Origin of the sequence: Phyllobacterium ifriqiyense (assembly GCF_030817885.1) — a bacterium.
Classification (GTDB): domain Bacteria; phylum Pseudomonadota; class Alphaproteobacteria; order Rhizobiales; family Rhizobiaceae; genus Phyllobacterium; species Phyllobacterium ifriqiyense.
Window position 1 is genome coordinate 2916447 of record NZ_JAUSZT010000003.1, and the last position, 24595, is coordinate 2941041.

The following is a 24595-nucleotide window of genomic DNA, read 5'->3' on the forward strand; positions in this document are numbered from 1 at the left end:
GCTCGCGGCAGAATATGCAATCAATCCCAGGTTTCGATTTCAGCCTCAGCAAAGCTCACTGGCCTGAACCCCATTTTTTGATACATTTGCAACGCTCGTGGACTATCAAGCGTATTTGTTTCGATAATCACCTTCTGCGGGCTGCTCATCCAAGCTGTGGAGATGGCTTCATTCAGGAAGAACTTCGCAAGTCCAAGCCCTTGAAACTCTGCTACAAGGCCAAAATAGAGAATTTCAGCGACACCCCGCTCCTGATCTAGTACCAGCTCGAAAAACCCCGCAGGGGAACCTTCAACATACAGAACATGGATCTCGACATTGTCTCGATGGATGATTGCAGAAAGCGCTTCGTCATCAAGCTTGCGGTGGACTGACCAATGGTGTGGCTTGCCCACTTGTTCATACAAAAATCGATAGAAGGGCAGCGAGATCTTCGTTGCCCGCATAATTGCCAGCTTGTAGCTGGCTGGCGTCGGGATCGCAGCGGTTGGGCGATCCGTCATTTCGAGATGGGTAACGCGTGTCTTGAGCGTAGGCATTGTTAAGCTTCGCCGGTGGCTACGGGAGTATCCTTGGCACCGCCCCATTCCGTCCATGACCCGTCATAAAGCACGTTATTCTCGTGCCCTAAAGATTCGAGCGCAAGCGTAATGACAGCAGCGGTAATACCTGAGCCGCAGGTGGTCACGATGGGGCGCGACAGATCAACACCCGCATCATCGAGCACTTGCTTTAACCCATTGATATCTTTTAAGTATCCATTATCGACCAGAACTGACGAGGGAACATTGCGTGCATTTGGCATATGGCCGGATCGCAATCCCGCCCGTGGCTCCGCCTGAACTCCGGTAAAGCGCGCAGCGGCCCGGGCATCGGCTATCTGCCTCGTGCCCTCCTGGACGATCTCGTGCATATCGTCGAAACTTGCGATCTTCGCGGCATCGAAATCTGCCACAAATGCCGACGGCGCTATCTTTGTCACCTCATCGGTAACTGGCCTGCCCGCCTTTTTCCAATTGTCAAAACCACCATCAAGAACGAATACTTTTTTTGCGCCCATGATGCGCAACATCCACCAGACCCTGGGTGACGTAAACACTCCAGGCCCATCATAGACCACGATGGTGTCATTATTGGTAATGCCCATGCTGCCAATAGCAGCAGCGAAGGTTTCAGGCTTTGGAAATGTATGCGGCAAGTTGGAGTCAGGATCAGCCATTTTATCATGATCGAAAAAGACAGCGCCCGGAATATGTCCCGCATCATACTCTGCCTTGGGATCACGATTCTGGAACGGAAGATACCAAGAACCGTCGATGATACTCAGGCCAGGTTGTCCCAACCTTTCCTGAAGCCAATCCGGTGACACTACAAAAGCGCTTTTGTCGCTCATCTCATTCTCCTTCGGGCAAAGCGCCAAAACGGATACGAAACCGCCGGTTTTCCTTACCCTTCTTTTCTATTTTTCCAATGTGGATTTGCCCGATTTCGCCGGTCGTTGCGACGTGAGTTCCACCACAAGGTTGGGAATCTATGGCAGCATTATTCACCGATACAAACGAGCCTGATACGTCCCGTTCCCGTGGGTGGACGGACATTTTTCGACTTGATCAGCCCGGGATTTCCAGCGAGTTCCTCGTCGGTGATCCAGCGAGTAAAAATGGGATGATTGGCATTGACCAATTCCATCAATTTTGCAGTCGCACTTTCCTTGGTAACACCTGCGTCAGGCAGGTCAAAATCAACCCGGCTGTCTTCTTCGCTGACGGCCGCGCCGGTGATCGGATACGGGCAAACAACGCTCAGCAGATGACATGCTGCATGCATGCGCATCAATTTGTAACGTCGCTCCCAATCAATGCGAAGCAACAGTTTTTCGCCAATATCCGGCACAGGCTGATCAGAGGCAGGAACATGGATGACTTCTTCTTTTGTCTCACCTGTCACAGTTGCGGCGATAACAATTGTAGAACCATCCGACCGAACGAAAACACCTGTATCGCCAGGTTGCCCACCGGATGTGGCATAAAAATTGGTTTGATCTGTGAGGATGCCACCCCGGTCGTTAACCGCTATTACCGTGGCGTTGGCCTCTTTCAGATAGGAATCATCGCGAAAAAGGATCGTCGTGTCATAAGCCATTATTCACTCGCAAAGGGTACAGAAATATCGATGTTTCTCTCCATCCACAGCGGTACCGGCAGGTCTTTCGAGCGCAGAAACTCAGGGTTGAAAAGTTTTGATTGATAACGATTGCCGTAGTCGCACAAGATAGTCACGATTGTATGTCCGGGACCGAGATCACGTGCCAAATGAATAGCACCGGCGATATTGATGCCGGATGATCCGCCGAGGCAAAGCCCCTCTTCCGTCACCAGATCAAACACAATTTCCAACGCTTCAGCATCCGGAATTTGATATGAAAAGTCTGGAGTAAAGCCTTCAAGATTGGCGGTTACACGGCCTTGCCCGATGCCTTCAGTAATCGAGCTTCCTTCCGATTTAAATTCTCCGGTCGTATAATAAGAAAACAGGGCTGCTCCGAGGGGGTCGGCAATAGCGACTTTCACCGCTTCGTTCTTGGCTTTCAGCCCCATGGCGACGCCGACCAAGGTGCCCCCCGACCCAACAGCGGAAACAAAACCATCTACTTTCCCGTCCGTATCACGCCATATTTCCTGTGCGGTGGTTTCCACATGTGCCTGACGATTTGCAACATTATCGAACTGGTTGGCCCATATTGCACCATTTGGTTCGGTTTTTGCGAGTTGTTCCGCAAGACGGCCAGAAACCTTCACGTAATTGTTGGGATTCTTGTACGGGACTGCGGGCACTTCCACCAGTTCTGCCCCGAGGAGCCGCAGCGCATCCTTCTTTTCCTGGCTCTGCGTCTCTGGGATGACAATAACGGTGCGGTAACCGAGTGCCTTGGCAACCATGGTCAAGCCGATCCCGGTATTGCCCGCGGTGCCCTCGACAATCACGCCGCCCGGACGCAACTGGCCATGTTTTTCCGCATCACGAATGATGTAGAGTGCAGCGCGATCCTTGACCGATTGACCGGGATTTAGAAATTCGGCTTTTCCGTAGATCTCGCAACCGGTGAGATCTGACGCCTTTTTGAGGCGGATTAACGGTGTGTTTCCAATTGCTTCGATCACGGATTTATACATTGCCTAGCCCTTCAATATACTGTCCTAAACCTATTTGTCCGGATCACACGGTTCAAGCGCATAATCTCACAATCTGCTGCCACGGGGATAAATCTTTGGGCATAAACAAAAAGGCCCCCGGCATTTAACGCCGAGGGCCTCTCAAAAAATTGAGGTTGCTCAATGTAAGCTCAAATTATGCAGCTTTGGAACCAAAGCCTTTTTTATTCCGGCGGAAAGGACGCTTCTGCGCGGGCGCACCGCCATCATTGCTCCAAATCTTCTCGCCGCGTGGTTCCCGAGGCTTGCCGCCAGCTGGTTGACCACGATGCGGCTTCTTGCTCTTTGCAGGCGCACCACTATTGCCACCTTCGCGGCGTGGCGGGCGTTGATCGCTGTTTGCCGCCCGGGCCGGCAAGCTGGAAAGATCAACCGGCGAATCTGCCATTGGCAAACGCATGCGGGTTACACGCTCCACAGCTTTGAACTTTGAACCTTCTTCAGCCGGATCGTAAAGCGTGATGGCATTGCCGGATGCGCCATTACGACCAGTGCGCCCAATGCGGTGAACATAGCTCTCCGGCTCATCTGGCAGGTCGAAATTGATCACGTGGCTGATACCGACAACATCGATACCGCGTGCTGCAATGTCAGTTGCAACGAGGATGCGGACGGACCCATCCTTAAAGCCATTCAAAGCGCGCTGACGGGCATTCTGAGACTTGTTACCGTGGATAGCTGCAACGTTGTAGCCGTCCTTTTCCAGAATACGGGTAACCGCGTCAGCACCGTGTTTCGTACGTGTAAATACGATAACGGAAGACAGCGTTTCGTCTTTGAGCATAGCCGACAAGACCTGCTTCTTCTGGCGGGTCGGGATCATATGAACAACCTGCTTGATCTCTGCTGCCGTGGTGCCTTGAGGCGCCACTTCAACACGCACAGGATTGCGCAAAAGGCTGGCTGCCAAGGTAGCAACTTCCTGCGGCATGGTCGCAGAAAACAGAGCTGTCTGGCGATCGCGGTGAGTACCTTTGGCGATTTTCTTGACATCATTGATGAAGCCCATGTCTAGCATGCGGTCAGCTTCATCGAGAACAAGCCAGCGGGTTTCGGACAAATCAATGCGGTTGTCGCGCACGAGGTCTGTCAAGCGACCTGGTGTGGCGATCAGAACATCGACACCGGCCTGCATTTTGTTGATCTGGGCAATGCGGGAAACGCCGCCAAGGACAAGAGCCGTTGAAATATGAGCGCCCTTCGCCAATGTACGGAAGGTTTCTTCGATCTGCACGGCAAGCTCACGAGTAGGAGCAAGCACCAAAGCGCGGGCGGTCTTGCCCTTGCGCTTATCACCGATAGTTATGATTTTTTGCAGGATAGGCAAAGCAAAAGCTGCCGTCTTGCCCGAACCGGTCTGGGCAATACCAAGAATATCCTGACCTGCAAGCTGTGCCGGAATAGCCTGTTGCTGGATTGGCTTGGGAGCAATCATTCCAGCTGCGTCCACTGCCTTAAGCAGAATCGCATTGAGGCCCATGGTGGCAAAGCCGTTTGTTTCAGTAGTTTCCAATTTAAACTCTCATCTTGGCCAAGCGCGATACATCGCGGGCCATATAACGCATCGCAGGGCGCAACCTGCATGCAACATTTTCGGATAAACGACGAGACGCGAAAGCCCCAAAGGGATCAAGCGACTTGCGCAGCCGTGCCCACCGCATCATGCGGATGGGGCTCAGACGCCACAAGTCCTGTTTCGGAAGACCGGATTGCCCGGCCCAAGCGTCTGACCGGCATATGGGCTCTTCCCGCACAAAAAGCAAATGATTTTATTGTGCGACGCAAAACACCGCCTTACTTGGCGAAGCGTTTTGCCCCGAAAACGCATGCAATAACGGCAATTGTAACGACAATCATCTGCCAGCCAACTGTCTCATGCAGTAATGTGGCCGCGATCATCAAACCGAAGAATGGCTGTAATAGCTGAAGCTGTCCGACTGCCGCTATGCCCCCTTGCGCCAAACCACGATACCAGAAAACGAAACCGATAAGCATTGAGAACAGCGAGACATAGATCAATCCGAACCAAGCCGGTTGACCGATCGCCATCCAATCTTGGGGTAATTGCAACAAGGTAAGAGGCAGCATCACAGGCAAAGATAAGACCAGTGCCCAACAAATCACCTGCCACCCACCCAGTTTGCGCGACAGGTGCGCTCCTTCGGCGTAGCCCAAGCCGCAAGCCACGATAGCGGCAAACATCAAAAGGTCGCCGGTCAATGAGGCATCCAGATTTTGTGTGAGAGCAAAACCTGCAACCAATGCACTACCCAAGCACGAGAATATCCAAAACATTGGACGCATGGATTCCCCGCCCCGCAGAACACCGAAAATAGCGGTCGATAGAGGCAGAAGGCCAATAAAAACAATCGAGTGTGCCGACGTAACATGCTGAAGCGCCAGTGCGGTCAATAGCGGAAAGCCGACCACGACACCCATGGCAGTTACGAATAAATGCCCAAGATCGGACCTTGAAGGCCATTTTTCTTTAAACGCGAGCAAAAGCACCAGACCAAGCAAGGCAGCAATGGTTGCCCGCGCTACCGTCAAAAAAATTGGATCAAAATCTGCCACTGCAACACGTGTGGCGGGCAGTGACGCGCTAAAAATGAGAACGCCTACAAAACCATTGATCCAACCGCTCGTTGTCTTATCCATTCAATTCACCTCATCCGTGCCTTGCTCTAGCGCGCTTAAGGATGGATTTTCCAGATACGGTACAGTACAATTTATGCAAACTGTAATGGATAAGTGAGCAGTACAGATGGTCAAACAAGGATATGTGGCGTGACGCGGGTTGAGCAAGTTATGCAGGCAATCCGGCAACGTATCGCAGCGCGATTGCTGCCTTCCGGCGCCAAACTTCCATCGATTCGCAGTTTCGCGGAAATCATGGCGACGTCAAAATCGACTGTCGTTGATGCATATGACAGGCTGGCAGCCGAGGGGCTCATTCAATCACGGCGTGGATCCGGGTTCTTCGTTGCAGGTCATCTTGCTCCTTTAACTCTTGCCGAAATCGGCCCAAAACTCGACCATGCAATCGATCCGCTTTGGGTCTCAAGAACCTCATTGGATGCCAATGATGGCATGCTAAAACCAGGCTGCGGTTGGTTGCCCGCTTCGTGGATGCCCGAAGATGGCATTCGGCGTGCATTGCGGGCGCTAGCCAGATCGAATAGCTCAACGCTGACCGATTACGCATCTCCCCTTGGTCTGCAACCGCTTCGGCAACTCCTGTCGAGACGGCTGGGCGAGCACGGTATCGAAGTTTCGACCAATCAGATCATGCTGACGGATTCGGGAACCCAAGCAATTGATCTGCTATGCCGATTTCTGATTGAGCCTGGAGATACAGTGATCGTCGACGATCCATGCTATTTTAACTTTCACGCCCTGCTCAAAGCACATCGAGCCAATGTCGTGAGCGTGCCATATACGCCAAATGGGCCTGACATCGAATTGTTTGCACAGGCATTGAAAAGCCATTGCCCCAGGCTTTACATCAGTAATTCCGCGCTTCAAAATCCAACAGGAGCAGCGTTATCTCCGCTAACGGCCCACCGGATACTAAAGCTTGCGGAATTGCATAATCTTTCAATTGTCGAAGACGATATTTTTGCCGATTTCGAGCATGAGCCTGCTCCGCGACTCGCCGCATTTGATGGACTGAATCAGGTTGTGCACATCGGCAGCTTCTCCAAATCAATCTCAGCATCGCTCCGTTGCGGCTTTATCGCCGCCAGACAAGACTGGATCAACGGATTGATAGATTTGCGGATCGCCACATCATTCGGTGGCAACCGCATGGGAGCAGAGCTCGTGCTTTTTATGCTGAAGGAAGGCGGATATCGCAAGCATATGGATGGTTTGCGTACCCAACTCGCCCGTAGCATGGGAGACACGATCACCCGGTTGAAAGCGCTTGATATAGTGCCCTGGAATGAGCCGCGCGGCGGCATGTTGCTATGGTGCAGATTGCCGGACGGTATCGACGCAGCCGAAATTGCAAAATATGGCCTTGAAAAAGGCGTGGTATTTGCCCCGGGCAATGTATTTAGCCAGTCGCAGACAGCCAATTCCTACATGCGCTTCAACGTCGCCCAATGCGGGAATTCCAGAATATTCGATGTTCTTTCCGAGGCGATAGCCGTTCAGGCAACTTCAGCTAACGCTTGAAGCTTCAACACTGTGTTCCAATTACGGGCTGTGGCGACCACGCCCAAAGTTCTTTCAATCTTGGGAAACAGACGAGCATTCGATATTCCCTGCGGCGTGTAGTAGTAAAGCACCCGGCCTCGTATCTGAAATTCGTCAGGACCCTCCGCCTTTGATTGCAATGCTTTTATTGCGACCTCATCCGGTTCGCGCTCCATAAGATATGCGTGAAGCTTGGTTGGCTCACAGACTGCGTTGGGAAACGGATTGTCAGCAATGAGTTTCGCCCATTCAGCTGTGCTGGCTATCAAAATGGCTTTTGAAAAATCAAATTCCTTCAAGACAATTGGAGTGATGCGCTTTAGGACTCTTTCCGATGTATCAGACGATTTCAGGACCACATTTCCAGTATTAATGTATGTCCTGACACCTTCAAACCCTTCCTCAGTCAAGGCTATCGCGAGTGGTTTCACCGGCAACAATGTCGCGCCACCCACGCCACGAAAGAGAATGATCCACGTCGTCATACGCCCTCCTAGATGATCATCCCGGCAATCGTTTCATTATCTGTGATGTCTTGATAAGCCCAGCCTGCCTCGTCGAACCGTTTGAACAATACGTCAAAATTCTTCCTGTTTTTGGTTTCGATGCCGATAAGCACAGAACCAAAGTTGCGCGCTGACTTCTTCAAATACTCAAAGCGAGCAACATCGTCTTCAGGACCGAGCAAATCCAGAAATGAGCGCAAAGCTCCCGGTCTTTGCGGGAACCGGAAAATGAAGTATTTTTTCAAGCCTTCATAGCGCTGTGATCGTTCTTTAAGCTCTGGCAGTCTTTCAAAATCGAAATTGCTGCCAGATATGACAAGCACGACCCGCTTACCTTTCAGATCGGCTTTTTTGAAATCCTTAAGTGCGTCAATGGCCAAGGCACCAGCTGGCTCAACTACGATGCCCTCGACGTTCAGCATCTCCAATATGGTTGAGCTGAGCCTGTTTTCCGGAATCAAAGTGACAGAGTTTGGACTGAAGCCTTTGAGAAGTTTGAAATTTTCACGCCCGATCTCGCCAACAGCAGCGCCATCAACAAAATTATCCACGGCTTCAAGTTTCACCCGCTTCCCGGCTTCCAAACTACGCTTTAGGCTCGGAGCACCTGCCGGTTCCACAAAACAAAATTGTGTTTCCCAGCCAAGATCAGAAAGATAACGCGTCACGCCCCCGGAAAGACCTCCGCCGCCGACGGGAAGAATCATCAAGTCGGGCTTGCGCTCATCGGGCAGTTGGGCTGCAATTTCATACGCAACAGTCGCCTGTCCCGTTATAATATCCATATGATCGAATGGGGGCACCATAACGGCACCCATTTCCGATTCGAATGTCCGCGCTGCTGCATAGCATTGATCGAAAATATCGCCGACAAGCCGGATTTCGATGAATTCGCCGCCGAAACTGCGCGTCTTGTCAATTTTCTGCTGCGGCGTCGTGACGGGCATGAAGACAACGCCCTTTTTGCCAAAATGCCGGCAAATAAAAGCAAACCCTTGAGCATGGTTACCCGCAGAGGCGCAAACGAACACCGCATCTGCGGATTTGTTTGTGTTCAGATAGTGCGAGATGAAATTGAACGCGCCTCTGATCTTATAGGAACGGACTGGCGATAAATCCTCGCGTTTCAACCAAATCTGCGCGCCATATTTCTGCGAAAGATAGTGATTGAGTTGAAGCGGCGTTTCCGGAAAAAGCACGCGCATCTTGGTGGTCGCTAAAGCGACAGCCTTGGCAAAAGCAGTCATAGAAACAAATCAACCTTTTCAAATGTTCGGACATCGATAATCCCGACATCGGAGATGCGCAATTCCGGAATGACGACGAGTGCTAGCAAGGAGTGCTGCATATAGGCGTTGTTGAGGCTGCATCCCATTGCCCGCATGGCATTCACCAGCTTGTCAGCTTTGGCCGCAACCACTTCAGCGCGCTGATCAGACATCAAACCCGCGATGGGCATTTCGACCAATGCCAACTCACGTCCCTTTGAAAACAGGACCACGCCACCGCCCACCTCACCGAGACGATTGGCGGCTCTTGCCATGTCTTCCTTATTCGTACCAACGACGATCATGTGATGACTGTCATGGGCGACTGTCGAAGCCATGGCGCAATCGAGCGTATAACCGAAGCCTGACACAAATCCGTTTACGACAGCGCCGGTTCCGCGATGGCGTTCCACGAGAGCTATCTGGCAAACATCGTTGCGGCGATCCATTTGCACGATGCCGTCAGAAACGGGCAAATCCGCTTCAAGCGCTTTTGTCGGAGCCTGATTTTCGATCACACCGATCACCCGCGCCGTCACATGTTTTCCGGGCTTGGGTGCGGCAATATCAAAATCTTTGGCTTTCAGCTTTTTACCCAGCTTAATCGTATTTTTGGCGAATGAGGGATAATCATAGGCTGGAATGTCGGCAATCAACTTGCCTTTTTCCGCCAGAAGCGTCCCGCGCGCATAAACGCGATCAATAACGAGGTTCGGAAGATCTGATACGATCAGAAAATCCGCCAGCCGCCCCGGTGTGATTGATCCGATCTCGCGCTCAAGCCGGAAATGCTGTGCAGTATTAAGCGTCGCCATCTGAATTGCGGTAACTGGCTTAAGTCCCTGTGCGATCGCATGTCTTACAACGCGATCCATATGCCCGTCATTGACCAACGTTCCGGAATGACTGTCATCGGTACAAAGGATGAAATTGCGGGAGTCGAGCCCCTGCTCGATTACCGCCTTGATCTGGCTTGCAACATCGTACCAGGCAGAGCCGAGGCGCAGCATCGCGCGCATACCCTGGCGCACGCGTGCCATCGCATCTTCCATTCGCGTGCCTTCATGATCGTCTTCGGGACCACCAGCCACATAACCATGGAAAGCGCGCCCCAACTCCGGTGAAGCAAAATGACCGCCAACGGTTTTGCCAGCTTTGACTGTGGCATCAATGCCGCCGCGCATCGTGGCATCATTATTGGCAACACCTGGAAAGTTCATAACCTCGCCCAGCCCAACAATATTGGGCCAAGTCATCGCCTCGGCCACATCCGATGGACTTATGGCTGCGCCTGCATTCTCCAAACCCGGAGCTGACGGCACACAACTAGGCATTTGCACATGCACGTTAATCGGCATGCCAAGTGCTTCATCATGCATCAGGCGTACGCCTTCCAATCCCAAAACATTGGCGATTTCATGCGGGTCTATAAACATTGATGTCGTGCCATGCGGAATAACGGCACGGGTGAATTCAGTAACGGTGACCATGCCGCTTTCAACGTGCATATGGGCATCACAAAGACCCGGCACCAAATAGCGCCCGGCTGCGTCAACGACTTTGGTTTTTGGCCCGATGCAGTGTTCCGCGCCATGACCGACAAATGCAAAACGCCCGGCAATAATGGCAATATCAATACCCGCTATTATTTCACCGGAATATACGCTTACCAGACGGCCATTTCGCACGACGAGGTCCGCAGCGTGGCGTCCCATGGCTACATCCACCAGCAATGGGGCTGATTGCGTCCAGCTCTCTGGCTTGTTGGCCCTATCCTGCTTTGACATCCAATTACCTCGTATCGTCTTTTACATCTCACTCATGCATATACGAAAACGGCTTTGAGCACTCTACCTCAAGAGATTTTCTCAAAAAATTATGCGAAGCCCATGAAATGCTTGACATACTGGCCGCGCTTGCCTCCGATAGAGCGCTAATGGAAATCATACAGATTCTGCCAAACCTCGGAGGAGCCCGGCAATATCTGTTTCGTAAAAAAGGCTAGCTCTATTTACAAGCCGTATTCTGGGAGGAGTGTTTAATGCGCAAGATACTAATTTCTCTGGCAGCCACCGCAACATTTGCCTTGGCATCCAGCACTGCTTTTTCTCAAGGTTACCCCGAGCGCAACATTACAATGGTTGTGCCATTTGCTGCGGGCGGCCCAACTGACACTGTTACCCGGTTGGTAGCAGAAACAATGTCAAAAGATCTCGGACAACAAATTCTGGTGGAGAATGTCGGTGGCGCCGGCGGCACTTTGGGTGCTTCTCAGGTAGCCAAGGCCGACCCCGATGGTTACACGTTGCTTTTGCATCACATTGGCATGGCAACCAGCGCAACGCTGTATCGTAAGCTTCCTTATGATACGTTGAATGCGTTTGAATATGTTGGCCTTGTGACCGACGTGCCAATGACCATCGTTGCGAAGAAAGATTTCGAAGCAACCGATCTGAAAGGTCTCGTAGAATATGTGAAGGCCAATGCGGACAAGATCAGTCTTGCCAATGCCGGTATCGGCGCTGCCTCGCATCTTTGTGGCATGTTGTTCATGAATGAAATCAAAGTTCCGCTTGTGACTGTTCCATACAAGGGTACAGGACCTGCGATGACCGATTTGCTCGGCGGTCAGGTTGATTTGATGTGTGATCAGACAACCAATACGACCAAGCAGATCAAAGGCGGCACCATCAAGGCCTATGCAGTGACGTCAGCGAAGCGTCTCGATGCCCTTCCAGATGTCCCAACTGTTGAGGAAGCTGGCCTTCCAGGTATGCAAGTAGGCATTTGGCACGGTATCTACGCTCCCAAAGGCACGCCGAGCGAAGTGACTGAGAAACTATCAGCGTCGCTGCAAAAGGCCCTGAAGGATCCGAACATTGTTGCCCGATTTGCCGAACTTGGCACAGTGCCCGTGACAGATGCAGAAGCTACCCCGGCAGGCTTGAAGTCAAAGCTCGAAAGCGAAGTAACACGCTGGAAGCCCATCATTGAAGCTGCCGGTCAATACGCAGATTAATTCAGCATTTACCGGGGCATTACGATGCCCCGGTCCTTTTGTTTAAGCAAAGCCGGAAAACGGCGACTGGGGGGATAAATGAAATCCTTGAGTTTCAGTACTCGCGACATTGTATGCGGTCTATTTTTCATTCTTGCGGGTTTGTTCTTTGCGATACAGGCTTATGGACTTGATCTCGGAACAGCATTTCGAATGGGCCCTGGCTATTTCCCTTTCGTGCTGGCTGGAATCCTAATCGTCCTGGGCGTAATCGTTATCATTCAGGGAACGCAGATCGAACATGAGCCGATGGGCCCAATCGCATGGCGCGGGATGCTGCTCATCCTGCCAGCTCCTATTTTTTTCGGCCTTACTATTCGCGGCCTGGGATTTGTTCCGTCGCTGTTTTTAACTGCTTTGATTGCAGCATTTGCAAGCAACAAAATGCGCCCTGGGATGGCGCTGCTTCTTGTCTGCGCTCTGACGATCTTCTCCGTCGTCGTCTTCAGTTACGCATTGGGACTGCCATTTCGCCGCTTTGGCCCTTGGCTCGGACAGTGAGGACACATCGTGGAACTCTTTAACAATCTTGTACTCGGGTTCACCACCGCGGGCGCCCCATGGAACCTCTTCTTTTGTTTCATCGGCGTTATCCTCGGCACACTTATCGGTGTATTGCCCGGCATCGGCGCAACAGCAACGATTGCGATGCTCTTGCCAATTACTTTTCAGCTGGAGCCAGTATCTTCGCTGATCATGTTGGCGGGCATCTATTACGGCGCCCAATATGGTGGTTCGACAACGGCTATTTTGATTAACATGCCGGGTGAATCGTCTTCCGCCGTCACAGCAATCGATGGCTATCAAATGGCCAGGAAAGGTCGAGCAGGTGCCGCATTGGCTATTGCCGCTATTGGCTCTTTCTTTGCTGGAACAGTTTCCACCATATTGGTTGCAGTCTTCGCCCCCCCGCTAACCGCAGTTGCGTTGAAGTTCGGTTCTGCCGAATATTTCTCCCTTATGATCGTCGGTCTTGTTTCATCCATTGCCCTCGCCCATGGTTCAGTGGTCAAGGCACTGGGAATGGTCGTTCTAGGACTACTATTGGGGCTTGTCGGCACCGATATTTATACGGGAACGCCTCGGTTCAATCTTGGGATCTTGGAGCTTTCAGACGGGTTGAACTTTGTGGCCGTTGCGGTTGGCGTCTTTGGTATTGCAGAAATTCTCCGCAATCTCGAAAATGAACATGACCGGGATGTCATGATTAAAAAGGTCACTAATCTTTGGCCAACCAAACAGGATTGGAAGGAGATGACGGCGCCGATTTTGCGTGGCACTGCTATCGGCTCTGCACTCGGCCATATTGCCTGGGGGCGGCGCAATTCTCGCATCTTTTGCCTCTTATACTGTCGAAAAGCGCATGTCGAAAACGCCTCAAGAGTTCGGCAAAGGCGCTGTGGCTGGCGTTGCGGGTCCAGAATCTGCAAATAATGCCGGCGCTCAAACATCATTCATACCAATGCTGACACTTGGCATTCCGGCCAACCCGGTCATGGCGCTGATGATCGGCGCTATGATCATTCAGGGCATTGTCCCCGGACCAAATGTGGCGACTGAACAGCCAGCTCTTTTTTGGGGCATCATCGCATCAATGTGGATCGGTAATCTTATGCTGATCCTGCTAAACCTGCCGCTGATTGGTCTTTGGGTTAAGCTTCTGACTATTCCCTATTATATGCTCTTCCCGGCGATCATCGCGTTCTGCTCCATCGGTGTTTACAGCGTTAATTCCAACGTCTTTGATCTCTACGCGGTCGCATTCTTCGGGCTGATTGGGTATGTTCTGGCCAAGCTCCGCTGTGAACCTGCACCCTTGCTGCTCGGCTTTGTATTGGGTCCGCTTCTGGAAGAACATCTGCGGCGTGCCATGATCATGTCACGCGGCGATGCCACGACATTTGTCACGCGGCCAATCAGTTTGACGCTATTGCTGCTTGCGGCAGCTGTACTTGTGGTAGTGCTCCTGCCCAGCATCCGCAAAAAACGCGATGAGGTGTTTGTCGAGGATTGATCAAGGCAGTTATGGTAACCGGTCCGAAATTCATTTCGGACCGGTATCAATGCGATAACTTGCTAAAACACCGTTGACGGAATCGATTGAACCGTTGAAAAGCATAGTCACGCGGACGTGGTGGAATTGGTATACACAACAGACTTAAAATCTGTCGGCCATTGGTCATGCGGGTTCAAGTCCCGCCGTCCGCACCAACATGAACCCGGCTTTCCGCCGGGTTTTTTGTTGTTTTGCAATGTATTTACGACCAGGCAAACACAATGAACAGTTTGTCTGGCGGGGCTTGCAGCGGTGCGTTTCGGGAACTACGTTCCTGTTCCCATCAGGAGTTTTTCAATGACTAATGACAATAACATCGTGACAGCAGCCATGCTCGCGATTGGTGATGAATTGCTCTCCGGGCGCACCAAAGACAAAAACATCGGCCATCTTGCCGATATTCTGACCGCCATTGGGATTGATCTCGAGGAAGTTCGCATAGTTCCGGACGAACAAGGCCGAATTGTTGAGGCATTGAACAGCCTGCGCCAGCGTTATGATTATGTTTTTACCTCTGGTGGTATCGGCCCGACGCATGACGACATCACCGCTGATGCTATCTCCGTAGCATTTGGTGTGCCATGCGAACATGACGCCAAGGCGATGAAAATCATGGGGGACAATTACGCTTCAAGGGGTATCGAGTTTACAGAAAGTCGTCAGCGCATGGCGAGGATGCCAAGAGGTGCAATCCATATAGACAATCCGGTTTCAACCGCTCCCGGGTTCAACCTGGAAAATGTGTACGTTATGGCCGGCGTACCTTCCATCTTTCAAGCTATGCTGGACAATGTTATTCCAACATTGAAAGTAGGCACGCAGCTACTTTCGCAATCAGTGAATTGTCCATTTGGTGAGGGTTCCATCGCGGTTGCATTGGGCAACATACAAGCTGAAAACCCAGACACAATCATAGGGTCATACCCTAAATATGAGAACGGTCGTTTTTCCACGGAGCTTGTTGTCCGTGCCCGGGACGCGGCGAAGCTGGCCTCTGCTGTATCTGCCGTTAAAGCCATGATCGCAAATCTGGAAGCAACGCAACTTCCACGCTAACGCACGGCTCGTTCTGGCTGTATACTGTAGTCAGCCATGTTTCGATGGCACAAAGACAATGGAGGCCAAAATGGCATTTCGCACCATCATCGCTTTTATTCGCAGTGAACGGGAAGCAAAACGGGTTATCGGCGCTGCCAGATTGATCGCCTCGTCGAGCGAGCGGACCCATATTATTGGCCTTTATACAATCCCCTCACCCATCGTTTATGCTGATCCCACAGGCTTTGCTGACACGACATTGTTTGAGGCACATGAGCAGCGGCATAAAGAAAATGCAGCGGCAATAACCGCAGCGTTCAACGCAGAAATGGCGAAAACAACGATTTCGCATGAATTTCGTATCGTGCGCTCGGAGAGCAGCAGTCCATCAGCGGGCGTTACTCAAAGCGCCCTGCGCGCAGATATAATAATTGCGGGTCAGCCTGACCCTAGTGACCCTGATAGCGTCAATGACGTCACTGACCCCTTAGTCATGGAAAGCGGGCGTCCTGTGCTTTTCGTGCCGTACAAGACACAACTGCCCGAAAAGATTGACCGTGTGGTCGTTGCATTCAACGGCAAGCGCGAAGCTTCTCGCGCCGCATTTGATTCCCTGCCATTGCTGATCAAAGCGGAAAGCGTTGACATTCTTTGGGTTGATCCAAGAAAGTCTACCGACCCGAATGTAGATATACCCGGCACGCCACTTTCTGATGCGCTTCGTCGTCATGGTGTGAACGTAAATCCGTCAACCATTGATTCCAATGGCGAACCGACCGACAAGATCCTTAGGCGCAGAATTGCAGATAATGGGGCAAATCTATTTGTTATGGGCGCTTACAGCCAGTCGCGCCTGAAGGAATGGGTGTTTGGTGGGGTAACCACGTCGATGATGAATGATATGCCGTGCTTGACGCTGATGTCGCGCTAAACTGTCATAAGTGCCAGGTTAATTGCACTAAACGTGGGTAACCAATGCAAGCTGCTTGCCATGAGCCAGCATTTCCCGCTATTGCGAGTTGCATTCCTTGCGGTTTCCCGCTTCCTCGCTTGATCTATGGAGTGCATCCAATGTCCCTGCCCGACAAAGCCTTTCCGGTATCCTGGGATCAATTCCATCGCGATGCCCGTGCATTGGCATGGCGTGTTGCTGGTATGCAGCGTGAATGGCGAGCTATGGTCGCAATCACCAGAGGCGGCCTCGTTCCAGCTGCAATTATTTGCCGCGAACTCGGCATACGCATGATCGAGACTGTCTGCATTGCCTCCTATCATGATTACGATGAGCAAGGAGAACTCAAAGTTCTCAAAGATGTGGATGCTCGCCTTCTGGAAAATGGCGGTGAGGGAATCCTTGTGATCGACGACCTGACCGATACTGGGAAAACGGCCGCTATTGTTCGCGCCATGATGCCAAAGGCACATTTTGCTACTGTTTATGCAAAACCCAAAGGTCGACCACTCATTGATACCTTTGTGACCGAAGTCTCTCAGGATACATGGATTTATTTTCCTTGGGACATGGGCCTGACATATCAGGAACCTATAACCAAAGGCCATAAAGGGTGATGGATCGGTAGATCACCGATCATCCTACCGATAAAAATAAGCAAAACGAAGGAACAAGAGGCTCCGCTCATAGTTGTGATCTTTTTGCACTGCTGTTCAAAAAAATGTCACAAGTCGCGTCTAAGCAAAGAAGTATAGCCGATGATCCGTTGCGATTTGCACGAATCGGTTCAATCTTGCTGATAACAAGAAAGAATGAGTGGAACCTTGAATATAGTCTACAAAGACGAATTGGTGACTGCGAAACGGACCGAGATGCCTGATGGCCGGGTTCGGCAGGTTGCTGCGCTTGTTTATAGATTAAAGAAAGACGTTCCCGAAGTTCTTCTGATCACCAGCCGTGGCACTGGCCGGTGGGTCTTGCCGAAAGGCTGGCCACAGGTCGGTAAAACTTTTGCATGCTCTGCGGAAGCGGAAGCATATGAAGAAGCAGGAGTCAGGGGCGACATCAGCCCATTCTCAGTGGGCACATATCGTTACGAAAAGGACGATATGTGTGATGGTGAGATTGGTGATTTCATTGTAGATGTTTTTCCGCTGGAATTTATCCGCCAGGAAAAGAAATGGCCTGAACGTGGTGAACGACGGCTCGAATGGGTCAGCCTTGAAGAATCTGCGTCACGCGTTGAAGAGCCCGAACTTAAAGCTCTTCTGATGAGCTTCGATCCCTACCGGATTCCTCGCTGACAACAGACCGCCCACTCTAAACTCCACAGTTTTTGTCGACGTGGAGTTGTACCGTTTTATCAATGCGGCTAATCAGTTCTCCCCGTTATCCACATATGTGACACACAAGATGTTGCGGTCATAAATTTGTCAGAAACTATTTCTTGACGCAAACCATCGAGTCACTTTTTATAGGAGACCGTTGCGTTAGTAGCGTGACCGGAGTGTCGATAACCGGTTTTTTTCCAGTTTGAGCAAAGTCTTAGACGCTGTTTTCTTACGAAAACACGTTCGGTGAATTTGTGCACTGCAGGCAAATGAGAGAGCATTCAAAATTTGAATTATTCTCTTGTTAATACTATATTTAGCGTTTGCAGGCAGAATTTCTACCAGATAGTGTGATGCGGAAATAAGGTAAGAATCGAACGACAGACGTTCAAGAGAACCATCCGGTTCGAAAATGTAGCGGCAGCGCACATTGAAGACGGATCGGGATGCAGAACTGGTTTCAAGCATTTGACCAGGGACAATGGGATTGCGCTCAGGGCAGGCTCAACGCTTCACATGGCGCCGGTTGAACACTATATATAGAGAGACAAGGACCAAACAGATGCGGATCGAACGGCGTTTTACAAAAGAGAACCAGTCTGCTTACGCGGATCTAGAGTTTCGCGTGGCGACAAGCGAAATCAAGAACCCGAACGGATCGGTTGTGTTCCGCCTCGAGAACATCGATGTTCCGGCCCAGTTCAGTCAAGTGGCAGCCGATATTCTGGCTCAAAAATATTTCCGCAAAGCCGGGGTGCCTGCCAAGCTCAAGAAGGTTGAAGAGAACTCCGTACCATCCTGGTTGTGGCGTTCTGTGGCTGATGAAGAGGCATTGGCCGCTCTGCCAGCCGATGAGCGTTATGGTTCTGAAATGGATGCGCGCCAGGTTTTCGATCGCCTGGCGGGTACTTGGACCTATTGGGGCTGGAAGGGTAAGTATTTCGATAGCGAAGCGGACGCCCTCGCCTTCCGCGATGAACTTGCCTATATGCTGGCAACACAACGCGTTGCGCCGAATTCGCCGCAATGGTTCAATACCGGCCTGCACTGGGCTTACGGTATTGATGGCCCGGGTCAGGGACATTATTACGTTGATCCCGAGACCGGCAAACTGACGAAATCAAAATCATCCTATGAACATCCGCAGCCTCATGCCTGCTTCATTCAGTCTGTTGCTGATGACCTTGTCAACGAAGGCGGCATCATGGATCTTTGGGTTCGTGAAGCCCGTCTCTTTAAATATGGTTCAGGCACAGGTTCAAACTTCTCTTACCTTCGCGGCGAAGGCGAGAAGCTTTCCGGTGGCGGTCGTTCCTCCGGCCTTATGTCGTTTCTGAAAATTGGCGACCGTGCTGCTGGTGCGATTAAATCAGGCGGCACAACGCGTCGCGCTGCCAAAATGGTCGTCGTAGACGTCGATCATCCCGATATTGAGGATTATATTGATTGGAAAGTGAAGGAAGAGCAAAAAGTTGCTGCTCTCGTCACAGGGTCCAAAATCGTCAAGCAGCATCTTACTGCAATCATGAAAGCTTGCGTCAACTGCGAAGCTGACAATGGGGATTGCTATGAGCCTTTGAAAAACCCCGCTTTAAAGCGTGAAATCAAGGCCGCGAAGAAGAACCAGGTTCCAGAAAATTACATTCAGCGCGTTATCCAGTTTGCCAAGCAGGGTTACACGGATATCGACTTCAAAACCTATGATACAGATTGGGATTCTGAAGCCTATCTGACTGTGGCTGGCCAGAACTCAAACAACTCCGTTTCTCTGAAGGACGAATTCCTGCGCGCCGTAGAAAATGATGGCGACTGGAATTTGACTGCTCGCAAGGACGGCAAGGTCATGAAGACCCTGAAGGCCCGTGACCTATGGGAAAAGATTGGCTATGCGGCTTGGGCCTCGGCTGATCCGGGTCTCCATTTCAACACAACAATGAATGACTGGCACACCTGCCCCGCCGCCGGTCCGATCCGCGCCTCCAATCCATGCTCGGAATATATGTTCCTTGACGATACGGCTTGTAACCTCGCTTCGATCAACCTGCTGACCTATCGCGGCAAGGATGGCAAGTTCGATATTACAGGCTACGAGCACACCGCGCGCCTCTGGACAATCGTACTAGAAATATCCGTCATGATGGCGCAGTTCCCTTCAAAGGAAATTGCTAAACTATCTTATGAATATCGCACGCTCGGTCTCGGCTATGCCAATATTGGCGGCTTGCTGATGACCTCTGGCATTCCTTATGACAGCGACGAAGGCCGCGCCATTGGCGGCGCCCTCACCGCCATCATGACGGGTGTCTCTTATGCTACCTCCGCCGAAATGGCGAAAGAACTCGGCGCTTTTGCCGGTTATGCGCCGAATTCAGCGAACATGTTGCGTGTCATCCGCAACCATCGCCGTGCAGCCCATGGCGAAAAGCAAGGTTATGAAGGTCTTGCTGTAAACCCTGTCGCATTGATTGCAGACGACTGCCCGGATCAAGACCTCATTACGCATGCAAAGTCAGCTTGGGATAAAGCACTCGAGCTCGGTGAGAAGCACGGTTTCCGTAATGCGCAAGCCACGGTCATCGCCCCAACTGGCACAATCGGCTTGGTCATGGATTGCGATACAACTGGTATTGAGCCAGATTTTGCACTCGTGAAGTTCAAGAAACTTGCTGGCGGCGGTTATTTCAAGATCATCAATCGCGCCGTTCCGGAAGCATTGCGCACTCTCGGTTATTCGGAGAGTCAGATTGCTGAGATCGAAGCATATGCTGTCGGGCACGGCAATCTCAATCAAGCTCCGGCGATCAATCCCGGCTCGCTGAAGGCCAAAGGCTTCACGGACGAGATCATCGCAACGCTCAATACCGCATTGAAATCTGCCTTTGATATCAAATTCGCCGTGAACAAATGGACCATTGGTGAAGATTTTGCCAAGAATGTTCTCGGCTTCACCGATGAGCAGCTCAACGACGTGTCCTTCGAGATTTTGCCAGCTCTTGGCTTCTCGAAGAAAGAAATTGAAGCCGCCAATGTGCACATTTGCGGTGCCATGACCTTGGAAGGCGCTCCATTCCTCAAGGAAGAGCATTATCCAGTATTTGATTGCGCCAATCCCTGCGGCAAGATCGGGAAACGCTATCTCTCGGTAGATAGCCACATTCGAATGATGGCCGCTGCGCAGCCTTTTATTTCTGGTGCGATCTCCAAGACCATCAACATGGCCAATGAAGCCACTGTCGAGGATTGCAAATCCGCTTACATGCTTTCGTGGAAACTGGCTCTCAAGGCAAACGCGCTTTACCGCGATGGTTCCAAGCTTTCTCAGCCACTCAACGCCTCCCTTCTCGCCGATGAGGACGAAGATGCGGATGATGCGATCGAAGCCTATGTTGAAGCCCCAGCTGCCGCTCGCGCAGTACAGATCACTGAAAAGATCGTAGAGCGTATTGTCGAGAAATATGTTCATGATCGTGAGAAATTGCCGAACCGCCGCAAGGGATATACTCAAAAGGCAGTTGTTGGTGGCCATAAGGTCTATCTGCGCACCGGCGAATTCGATGATGGGCGTTTGGGCGAAATCTTCATCGACATGCACAAGGAAGGCGCTGCCTTCCGGGCAATGATGAACAATTTTGCCATCGCGATCTCGCTTGGCCTGCAGTATGGCGTGCCGCTTGAAGAATATGTTGAGGCATTTACCTTCACGAAGTTTGAACCGGCTGGCATGGTTCAGGGCAATGATGCAATCAAAAATGCAACATCGATCCTTGATTATCTCTTCCGTGAATTGGCTGTCTCCTATCTTGATCGCCATGACCTTGCGCATGTTGATCAGTCTGACTTTTCAAACACCTCGCTTGGACGCGGCATTTCCGAAGGTAAAGCCGAACCAGTCTCCAAAGGCTTGACACGCGGCGCGTCCCTTACAGTTGTTTCGCCCGGCAAGGCTGATCCAAAGGGTTTTAGCAACGCAGGAGGGACAGGCGTGGTTAGCGCGCCAAAGGCAGCTGCGTCATCAAATGTCATGACCCTTGCCAGCCGCTCCGCAACGGCGCTTGCAACAAAACCTGTCATTGCTGCCACAACGCAGGAATCCACTGGCTTCAAACGGGATTACGAAGAGCAGTCTAAACCGGAGCAAAGCCCGTCAACTGCATTGTTTGAGGACACCGATGCGGAAGCAGCGGCCGAAGAAGCTAAGGCAGCAGCGAAGAAAGTTATTTCCGATCGCCGCATCAAATCGATGATGCAAGGTTATACCGGTGATAGCTGCTCCGAATGCTCCAATTTTACGATGGTGCGCAACGGAACATGCCTCAAGTGTGACACGTGCGGAAGCACAAGCGGCTGCAGCTAACTGTCGAAATATTTCCGAAGAAAATGGGTTTCCCAACTTGGGGAACCCAAAAATAGCGTTCTATAGCGGGAAGTTTCGGCGTCGTTACTCAACGGGAACTTTCTTTACAATGAAGTTTGCCCAGACCGTTCTCGATATTTCTTCTTTATCGGGGTTCTCAGTTTCGTAGTCATATTCTTCGAGAACAGTGAGAAAACCATTTAAGGGCCACAAGAGATCGTCTGGAGTGATGAAGCCCGTTTCGCACTCTTCGCAGTGCGCATAAATGTCACCGCTACTGAGATTACGCTGTAATATCAGCCAGCCTTGGCGGCAACCCGGACATTGCCCAACATGAAACAGTTCACCCATTGCACTTCTGTGCCATAAACCTTCATCTGGCTCAAGCTACTGCTCCGGGCTGGGTTCGACCCGCAACTCCTTGTTGGAATGGCAACGCTGGGCCGCTCTGGCGTTGCTCACTCCGACAAACTGAAAGAATCTGTGACCGCTATTGGGCGGCATTCGATGTTAACGTCGATGTACGCGGAGCTTTAATTGATGTCCCATCACTCTCAAGGTTTCCCCATAAGAACGTGGCTTGCGGTCAGCGCATTGCTGTTTATCTCTACACCATCGATTGCTTGGTCATTGCCAATATTCAGGTGGGATTCAAATGATAAGGGTTTTTGGATTGTCGCAACCAATCCAGAAAACCGATCATACAACTGTTCCACGACATATAAACTTTCATACAGTGGCCAGGAAAATACCCATACAACGAGTTTTTTTGTTTCGCCGAAATTCAGTGGGGTTTCGTTTGTGCAAACAGTAAATTTACCTCCAAATATCCCGTGGACCGTCGTTCAAATAGGTCAGCCTGATTGCTATTGAAGTTTCACCGGCATTAAACTCTTGCTCCTGAGCATCGGTTTTGGTCACGATAGACAGAGACTTTACCAGACGGCGCGCTTTCGCGCTTGAACAGCCGAGGGCGACCGAGAAAGAACCGGCTTGTTTTAGGAGGTGATCTCATGAGCCCTATACCAACCGGCCACGTCAGTGGCAATAATTTGATCCTCCTGCGCAGGTTTCTCGCAGATGAAACTGACGTTTGGTCGAGCTTAACCAAGCCCAAACAAACTGCTCTCTGGTTCGGTCGCTGGGAAGACAATGCGACGCCAGGGAAGATCATTCGCGTGCAAATGGCCCACGAGAAAGGTCAACCATGGGCCAACATGATTGTCGAAGAATGCAGTGCGCCGAACCGTCTGGTAGTCACAGGGATTGCAAGGGCCCGCCTTCGATGAGAGCGGGAAATCCAGCCCAACTTCGATGATCGCTATGTCGTGGGCAATCGAGACAACTGCGACGGTGAAAGATTCCGCTGCCGGTGTAGGCTAAACGCAAGATTGGGCCGTCTCCATCTGGAATATGAGGGCTATAAGTGACGCGTTCTCAATCGTTAAATGTAATTGTTTCGGGCAGGAATTGACCGAGTTTTTGTCTCATTACTTTTCGAATGAGACGTACTGCAGGCCCGGAAAAACCATCAAGACTTTGAATACAGCCAAATACTCTGTGATGACTGCGGACTTGCTGGGCAAAGCGGTAAATAAAAAGAAGAGCGTGTGGTGTCACGTAGGCGATATCAACGGGCTTGTGAATATAGGCGTTGCGAGCGGCGATTTCCAAATGGTTGATGAGCGCGACCGGAGAATATTGCTCTATATTCCGCGTACGAAACTTGATTTGTTTGTAAAGTATCTCTGGTTGGCTTTGATAATACGCTTGCTGGGTTGATTTGCGCATGGGATGCGGAAGGTGATCGACCAGCAAAAACTTTTTCGTGAAACCGGCAATGCGAGCGCCGAGTTCATGAGCGAGCCTGTATGTTGGCCGCTTATTCGGTTGAACAGCCTTCTGAACTCTCAAGGCATTGCGGAAAAAGGTTTTGAGACGCCAGCGCTGTGGTGGAGCCCACTTTCCAAAAATCACAGGCATCCCATTCCGAAAGAAAAAATCCGGCGTCAGACTTCTGTTCATGAAGAAATCGTCATTCAGATAGATGTAGTGCTCACTGAGTTCGGGGATGCGCCAAAACATTGCTTCTATCGTTCTGGCGTTGAACGTTGGCAACACTTCTTCAAAGCCTGCAAACAGTACCGTGTGATCAATAATCTGGATAAAGTCCTGTTCGCACAGGCCAGCCTTCGCAAATTCATCGATAAATTGTGGTTTCTGATTATCCGAGACTATCCAAATCCGCCGGATAAAGGGGGCAAATTTGAGAATTGACGCGATGCAATAATAGATTTCGCCATTGTTGGCATATCGCGTCGCCTTTCCGAGCATACGGCCGTCCAGATGTTCTTGCATCTTGGCGAAATGCTTTGGGTCAGATCCATCGACCCAAGCTATCACAGCATCGATTTGTGGATTAATTACAGAGTCCAATCGCTCAAAACTCTCCCCCATGAACTTAACTGGATAACGATTATTTAATCTCATACAATAATAATCAAGCGCAAGGATTAGGGTTCCAATGATTGATAATTATGTTTGGGAATCTACCTCGAGACGCTTCGTCAGAACTTCTTTTCCCCTTGGAATTCTCAACGAAACGGAAAACAAGCTGATC

The 24595-nt window shown here is 51.0% G+C and carries 19 protein-coding genes, 1 tRNA gene and 2 pseudogenes; 11 read left to right on the forward strand and 11 right to left on the reverse strand.

Annotated elements, in window-relative coordinates; translation table 11 throughout:
* Positions 1–20 precede the first annotated feature (20 nt).
* The 6 genes and pseudogenes from QFZ34_RS21865 to QFZ34_RS21890 all read right to left on the reverse strand — a co-directional run bounded on the left by QFZ34_RS21865 (position 21) and on the right by QFZ34_RS21890 (position 5870).
* On the reverse strand, positions 21–539 hold the full coding sequence (locus QFZ34_RS21865; protein WP_115052829.1) for a GNAT family N-acetyltransferase: 519 nt from the start codon (positions 537–539) through the stop codon (positions 21–23).
* A 2-nt stretch (positions 540–541) separates the two neighbouring features.
* Positions 542–1393 (reverse strand): 3-mercaptopyruvate sulfurtransferase, encoded by an 852-nt coding sequence (sseA, locus tag QFZ34_RS21870; RefSeq protein ID WP_115052828.1) that lies wholly within the window; start codon positions 1391–1393, stop codon positions 542–544.
* A 1-nt stretch (position 1394) separates the two neighbouring features.
* Positions 1395–2142: pseudogene (locus QFZ34_RS21875) on the reverse strand (alanyl-tRNA editing protein).
* Positions 2142–3173, reverse strand: coding sequence for a cysteine synthase A (locus tag QFZ34_RS21880; protein WP_115052826.1), 1032 nt, complete (start codon positions 3171–3173; stop codon positions 2142–2144). The pseudogene QFZ34_RS21875 and the gene QFZ34_RS21880 overlap by 1 nt, the downstream one beginning before the upstream one ends.
* 175 nt (positions 3174–3348) lie before the next feature.
* Positions 3349–4692: a DEAD/DEAH box helicase gene (locus QFZ34_RS21885; RefSeq protein WP_115053281.1), complete on the reverse strand. Its 1344-nt coding sequence runs from the start codon at positions 4690–4692 to the stop codon at positions 3349–3351.
* 314 nt (positions 4693–5006) lie between these two features.
* A complete protein-coding gene (locus QFZ34_RS21890) occupies positions 5007–5870 on the reverse strand; it encodes a DMT family transporter (protein ID WP_115052825.1) in 864 nt (287 codons plus the stop codon).
* A gap of 150 nt (positions 5871–6020) precedes the next feature.
* Between QFZ34_RS21890 and QFZ34_RS21895 the strand changes: the two genes are divergently transcribed.
* On the forward strand, positions 6021–7391 hold the full coding sequence (locus QFZ34_RS21895) for an aminotransferase-like domain-containing protein (RefSeq protein ID WP_307286579.1): 1371 nt from the start codon (positions 6021–6023) through the stop codon (positions 7389–7391).
* Here QFZ34_RS21895 and QFZ34_RS21900 read toward each other — a convergent pair.
* From QFZ34_RS21900 to ade, 3 genes are read right to left on the reverse strand one after another with little or no spacing between them, the layout of a single operon-like run.
* Positions 7367–7897, reverse strand: a complete 531-nt coding sequence (locus QFZ34_RS21900; RefSeq protein ID WP_115052823.1) for a DUF1697 domain-containing protein — start codon at positions 7895–7897, stop codon at positions 7367–7369. The two genes, QFZ34_RS21895 and QFZ34_RS21900, sit on opposite strands and share 25 nt — an antisense overlap.
* A gap of 8 nt (positions 7898–7905) precedes the next feature.
* Positions 7906–9165, reverse strand: a complete 1260-nt coding sequence (gene ilvA, locus QFZ34_RS21905; RefSeq protein ID WP_307285519.1) for a threonine ammonia-lyase IlvA — start codon at positions 9163–9165, stop codon at positions 7906–7908.
* Positions 9162–10973, reverse strand: coding sequence for an adenine deaminase (gene ade / locus QFZ34_RS21910; RefSeq protein WP_307285522.1), 1812 nt, complete (start codon positions 10971–10973; stop codon positions 9162–9164). The genes ilvA and ade overlap by 4 nt, the downstream gene beginning before the upstream one ends.
* Before the next feature lie 254 nt (positions 10974–11227).
* Here ade and QFZ34_RS21915 point away from each other — a divergent pair, with 254 nt between their 5' ends.
* The 9 genes and pseudogenes from QFZ34_RS21915 to QFZ34_RS21955 all read left to right on the forward strand — a co-directional run bounded on the left by QFZ34_RS21915 (position 11228) and on the right by QFZ34_RS21955 (position 21975).
* A complete protein-coding gene (locus QFZ34_RS21915) occupies positions 11228–12205 on the forward strand; it encodes a tripartite tricarboxylate transporter substrate binding protein BugD (RefSeq protein WP_115052820.1) in 978 nt (325 codons plus the stop codon).
* A 78-nt stretch (positions 12206–12283) separates the two neighbouring features.
* A complete protein-coding gene (locus tag QFZ34_RS21920) occupies positions 12284–12745 on the forward strand; it encodes a tripartite tricarboxylate transporter TctB family protein (RefSeq protein ID WP_307285526.1) in 462 nt (153 codons plus the stop codon).
* Between the two features lie 9 nt (positions 12746–12754).
* A pseudogene (locus QFZ34_RS21925) lies at positions 12755–14258 on the forward strand (tripartite tricarboxylate transporter permease).
* Between the two features lie 111 nt (positions 14259–14369).
* Positions 14370–14455, forward strand: a tRNA-Leu gene (locus tag QFZ34_RS21930).
* 142 nt (positions 14456–14597) lie between these two features.
* Positions 14598–15356 carry a competence/damage-inducible protein A gene (locus QFZ34_RS21935; RefSeq protein ID WP_307285529.1) on the forward strand — a complete coding sequence of 253 codons (759 nt, stop codon included), beginning with the start codon at positions 14598–14600 and terminating at the stop codon, positions 15354–15356.
* A 70-nt stretch (positions 15357–15426) separates the two neighbouring features.
* Positions 15427–16269, forward strand: a complete 843-nt coding sequence (locus tag QFZ34_RS21940; RefSeq protein WP_162802476.1) for a universal stress protein — start codon at positions 15427–15429, stop codon at positions 16267–16269.
* 140 nt (positions 16270–16409) lie between these two features.
* Entirely contained in the window at positions 16410–16907 is a 498-nt protein-coding gene (gpt, locus tag QFZ34_RS21945) for a xanthine phosphoribosyltransferase (protein ID WP_115052815.1), read from the forward strand.
* Between the two features lie 255 nt (positions 16908–17162).
* On the forward strand, positions 17163–17594 hold the full coding sequence (locus tag QFZ34_RS21950) for an NUDIX hydrolase (RefSeq protein WP_115053280.1): 432 nt from the start codon (positions 17163–17165) through the stop codon (positions 17592–17594).
* Positions 17595–18183: 589 nt separating this feature from the next.
* The gene (locus tag QFZ34_RS21955; protein ID WP_307285534.1) at positions 18184–21975 is read left to right on the forward strand and encodes a vitamin B12-dependent ribonucleotide reductase; all 3792 of its coding nucleotides are present in this window, start codon (positions 18184–18186) and stop codon (positions 21973–21975) included.
* A gap of 84 nt (positions 21976–22059) precedes the next feature.
* Here QFZ34_RS21955 and QFZ34_RS21960 read toward each other — a convergent pair whose 3' ends face one another.
* Positions 22060–22326, reverse strand: a complete 267-nt coding sequence (locus QFZ34_RS21960; RefSeq protein ID WP_307285537.1) for a hypothetical protein — start codon at positions 22324–22326, stop codon at positions 22060–22062.
* Between the two features lie 662 nt (positions 22327–22988).
* Here QFZ34_RS21960 and QFZ34_RS21965 point away from each other — a divergent pair.
* Positions 22989–23264 carry an SRPBCC domain-containing protein gene (locus tag QFZ34_RS21965; protein ID WP_307285540.1) on the forward strand — a complete coding sequence of 92 codons (276 nt, stop codon included), beginning with the start codon at positions 22989–22991 and terminating at the stop codon, positions 23262–23264.
* 148 nt (positions 23265–23412) lie between these two features.
* Here QFZ34_RS21965 and QFZ34_RS21970 read toward each other — a convergent pair whose 3' ends face one another.
* Positions 23413–24465, reverse strand: coding sequence for a stealth family protein (locus tag QFZ34_RS21970; RefSeq protein ID WP_115052811.1), 1053 nt, complete (start codon positions 24463–24465; stop codon positions 23413–23415).
* Between the last annotated feature and the right edge of the window lie 130 nt (positions 24466–24595).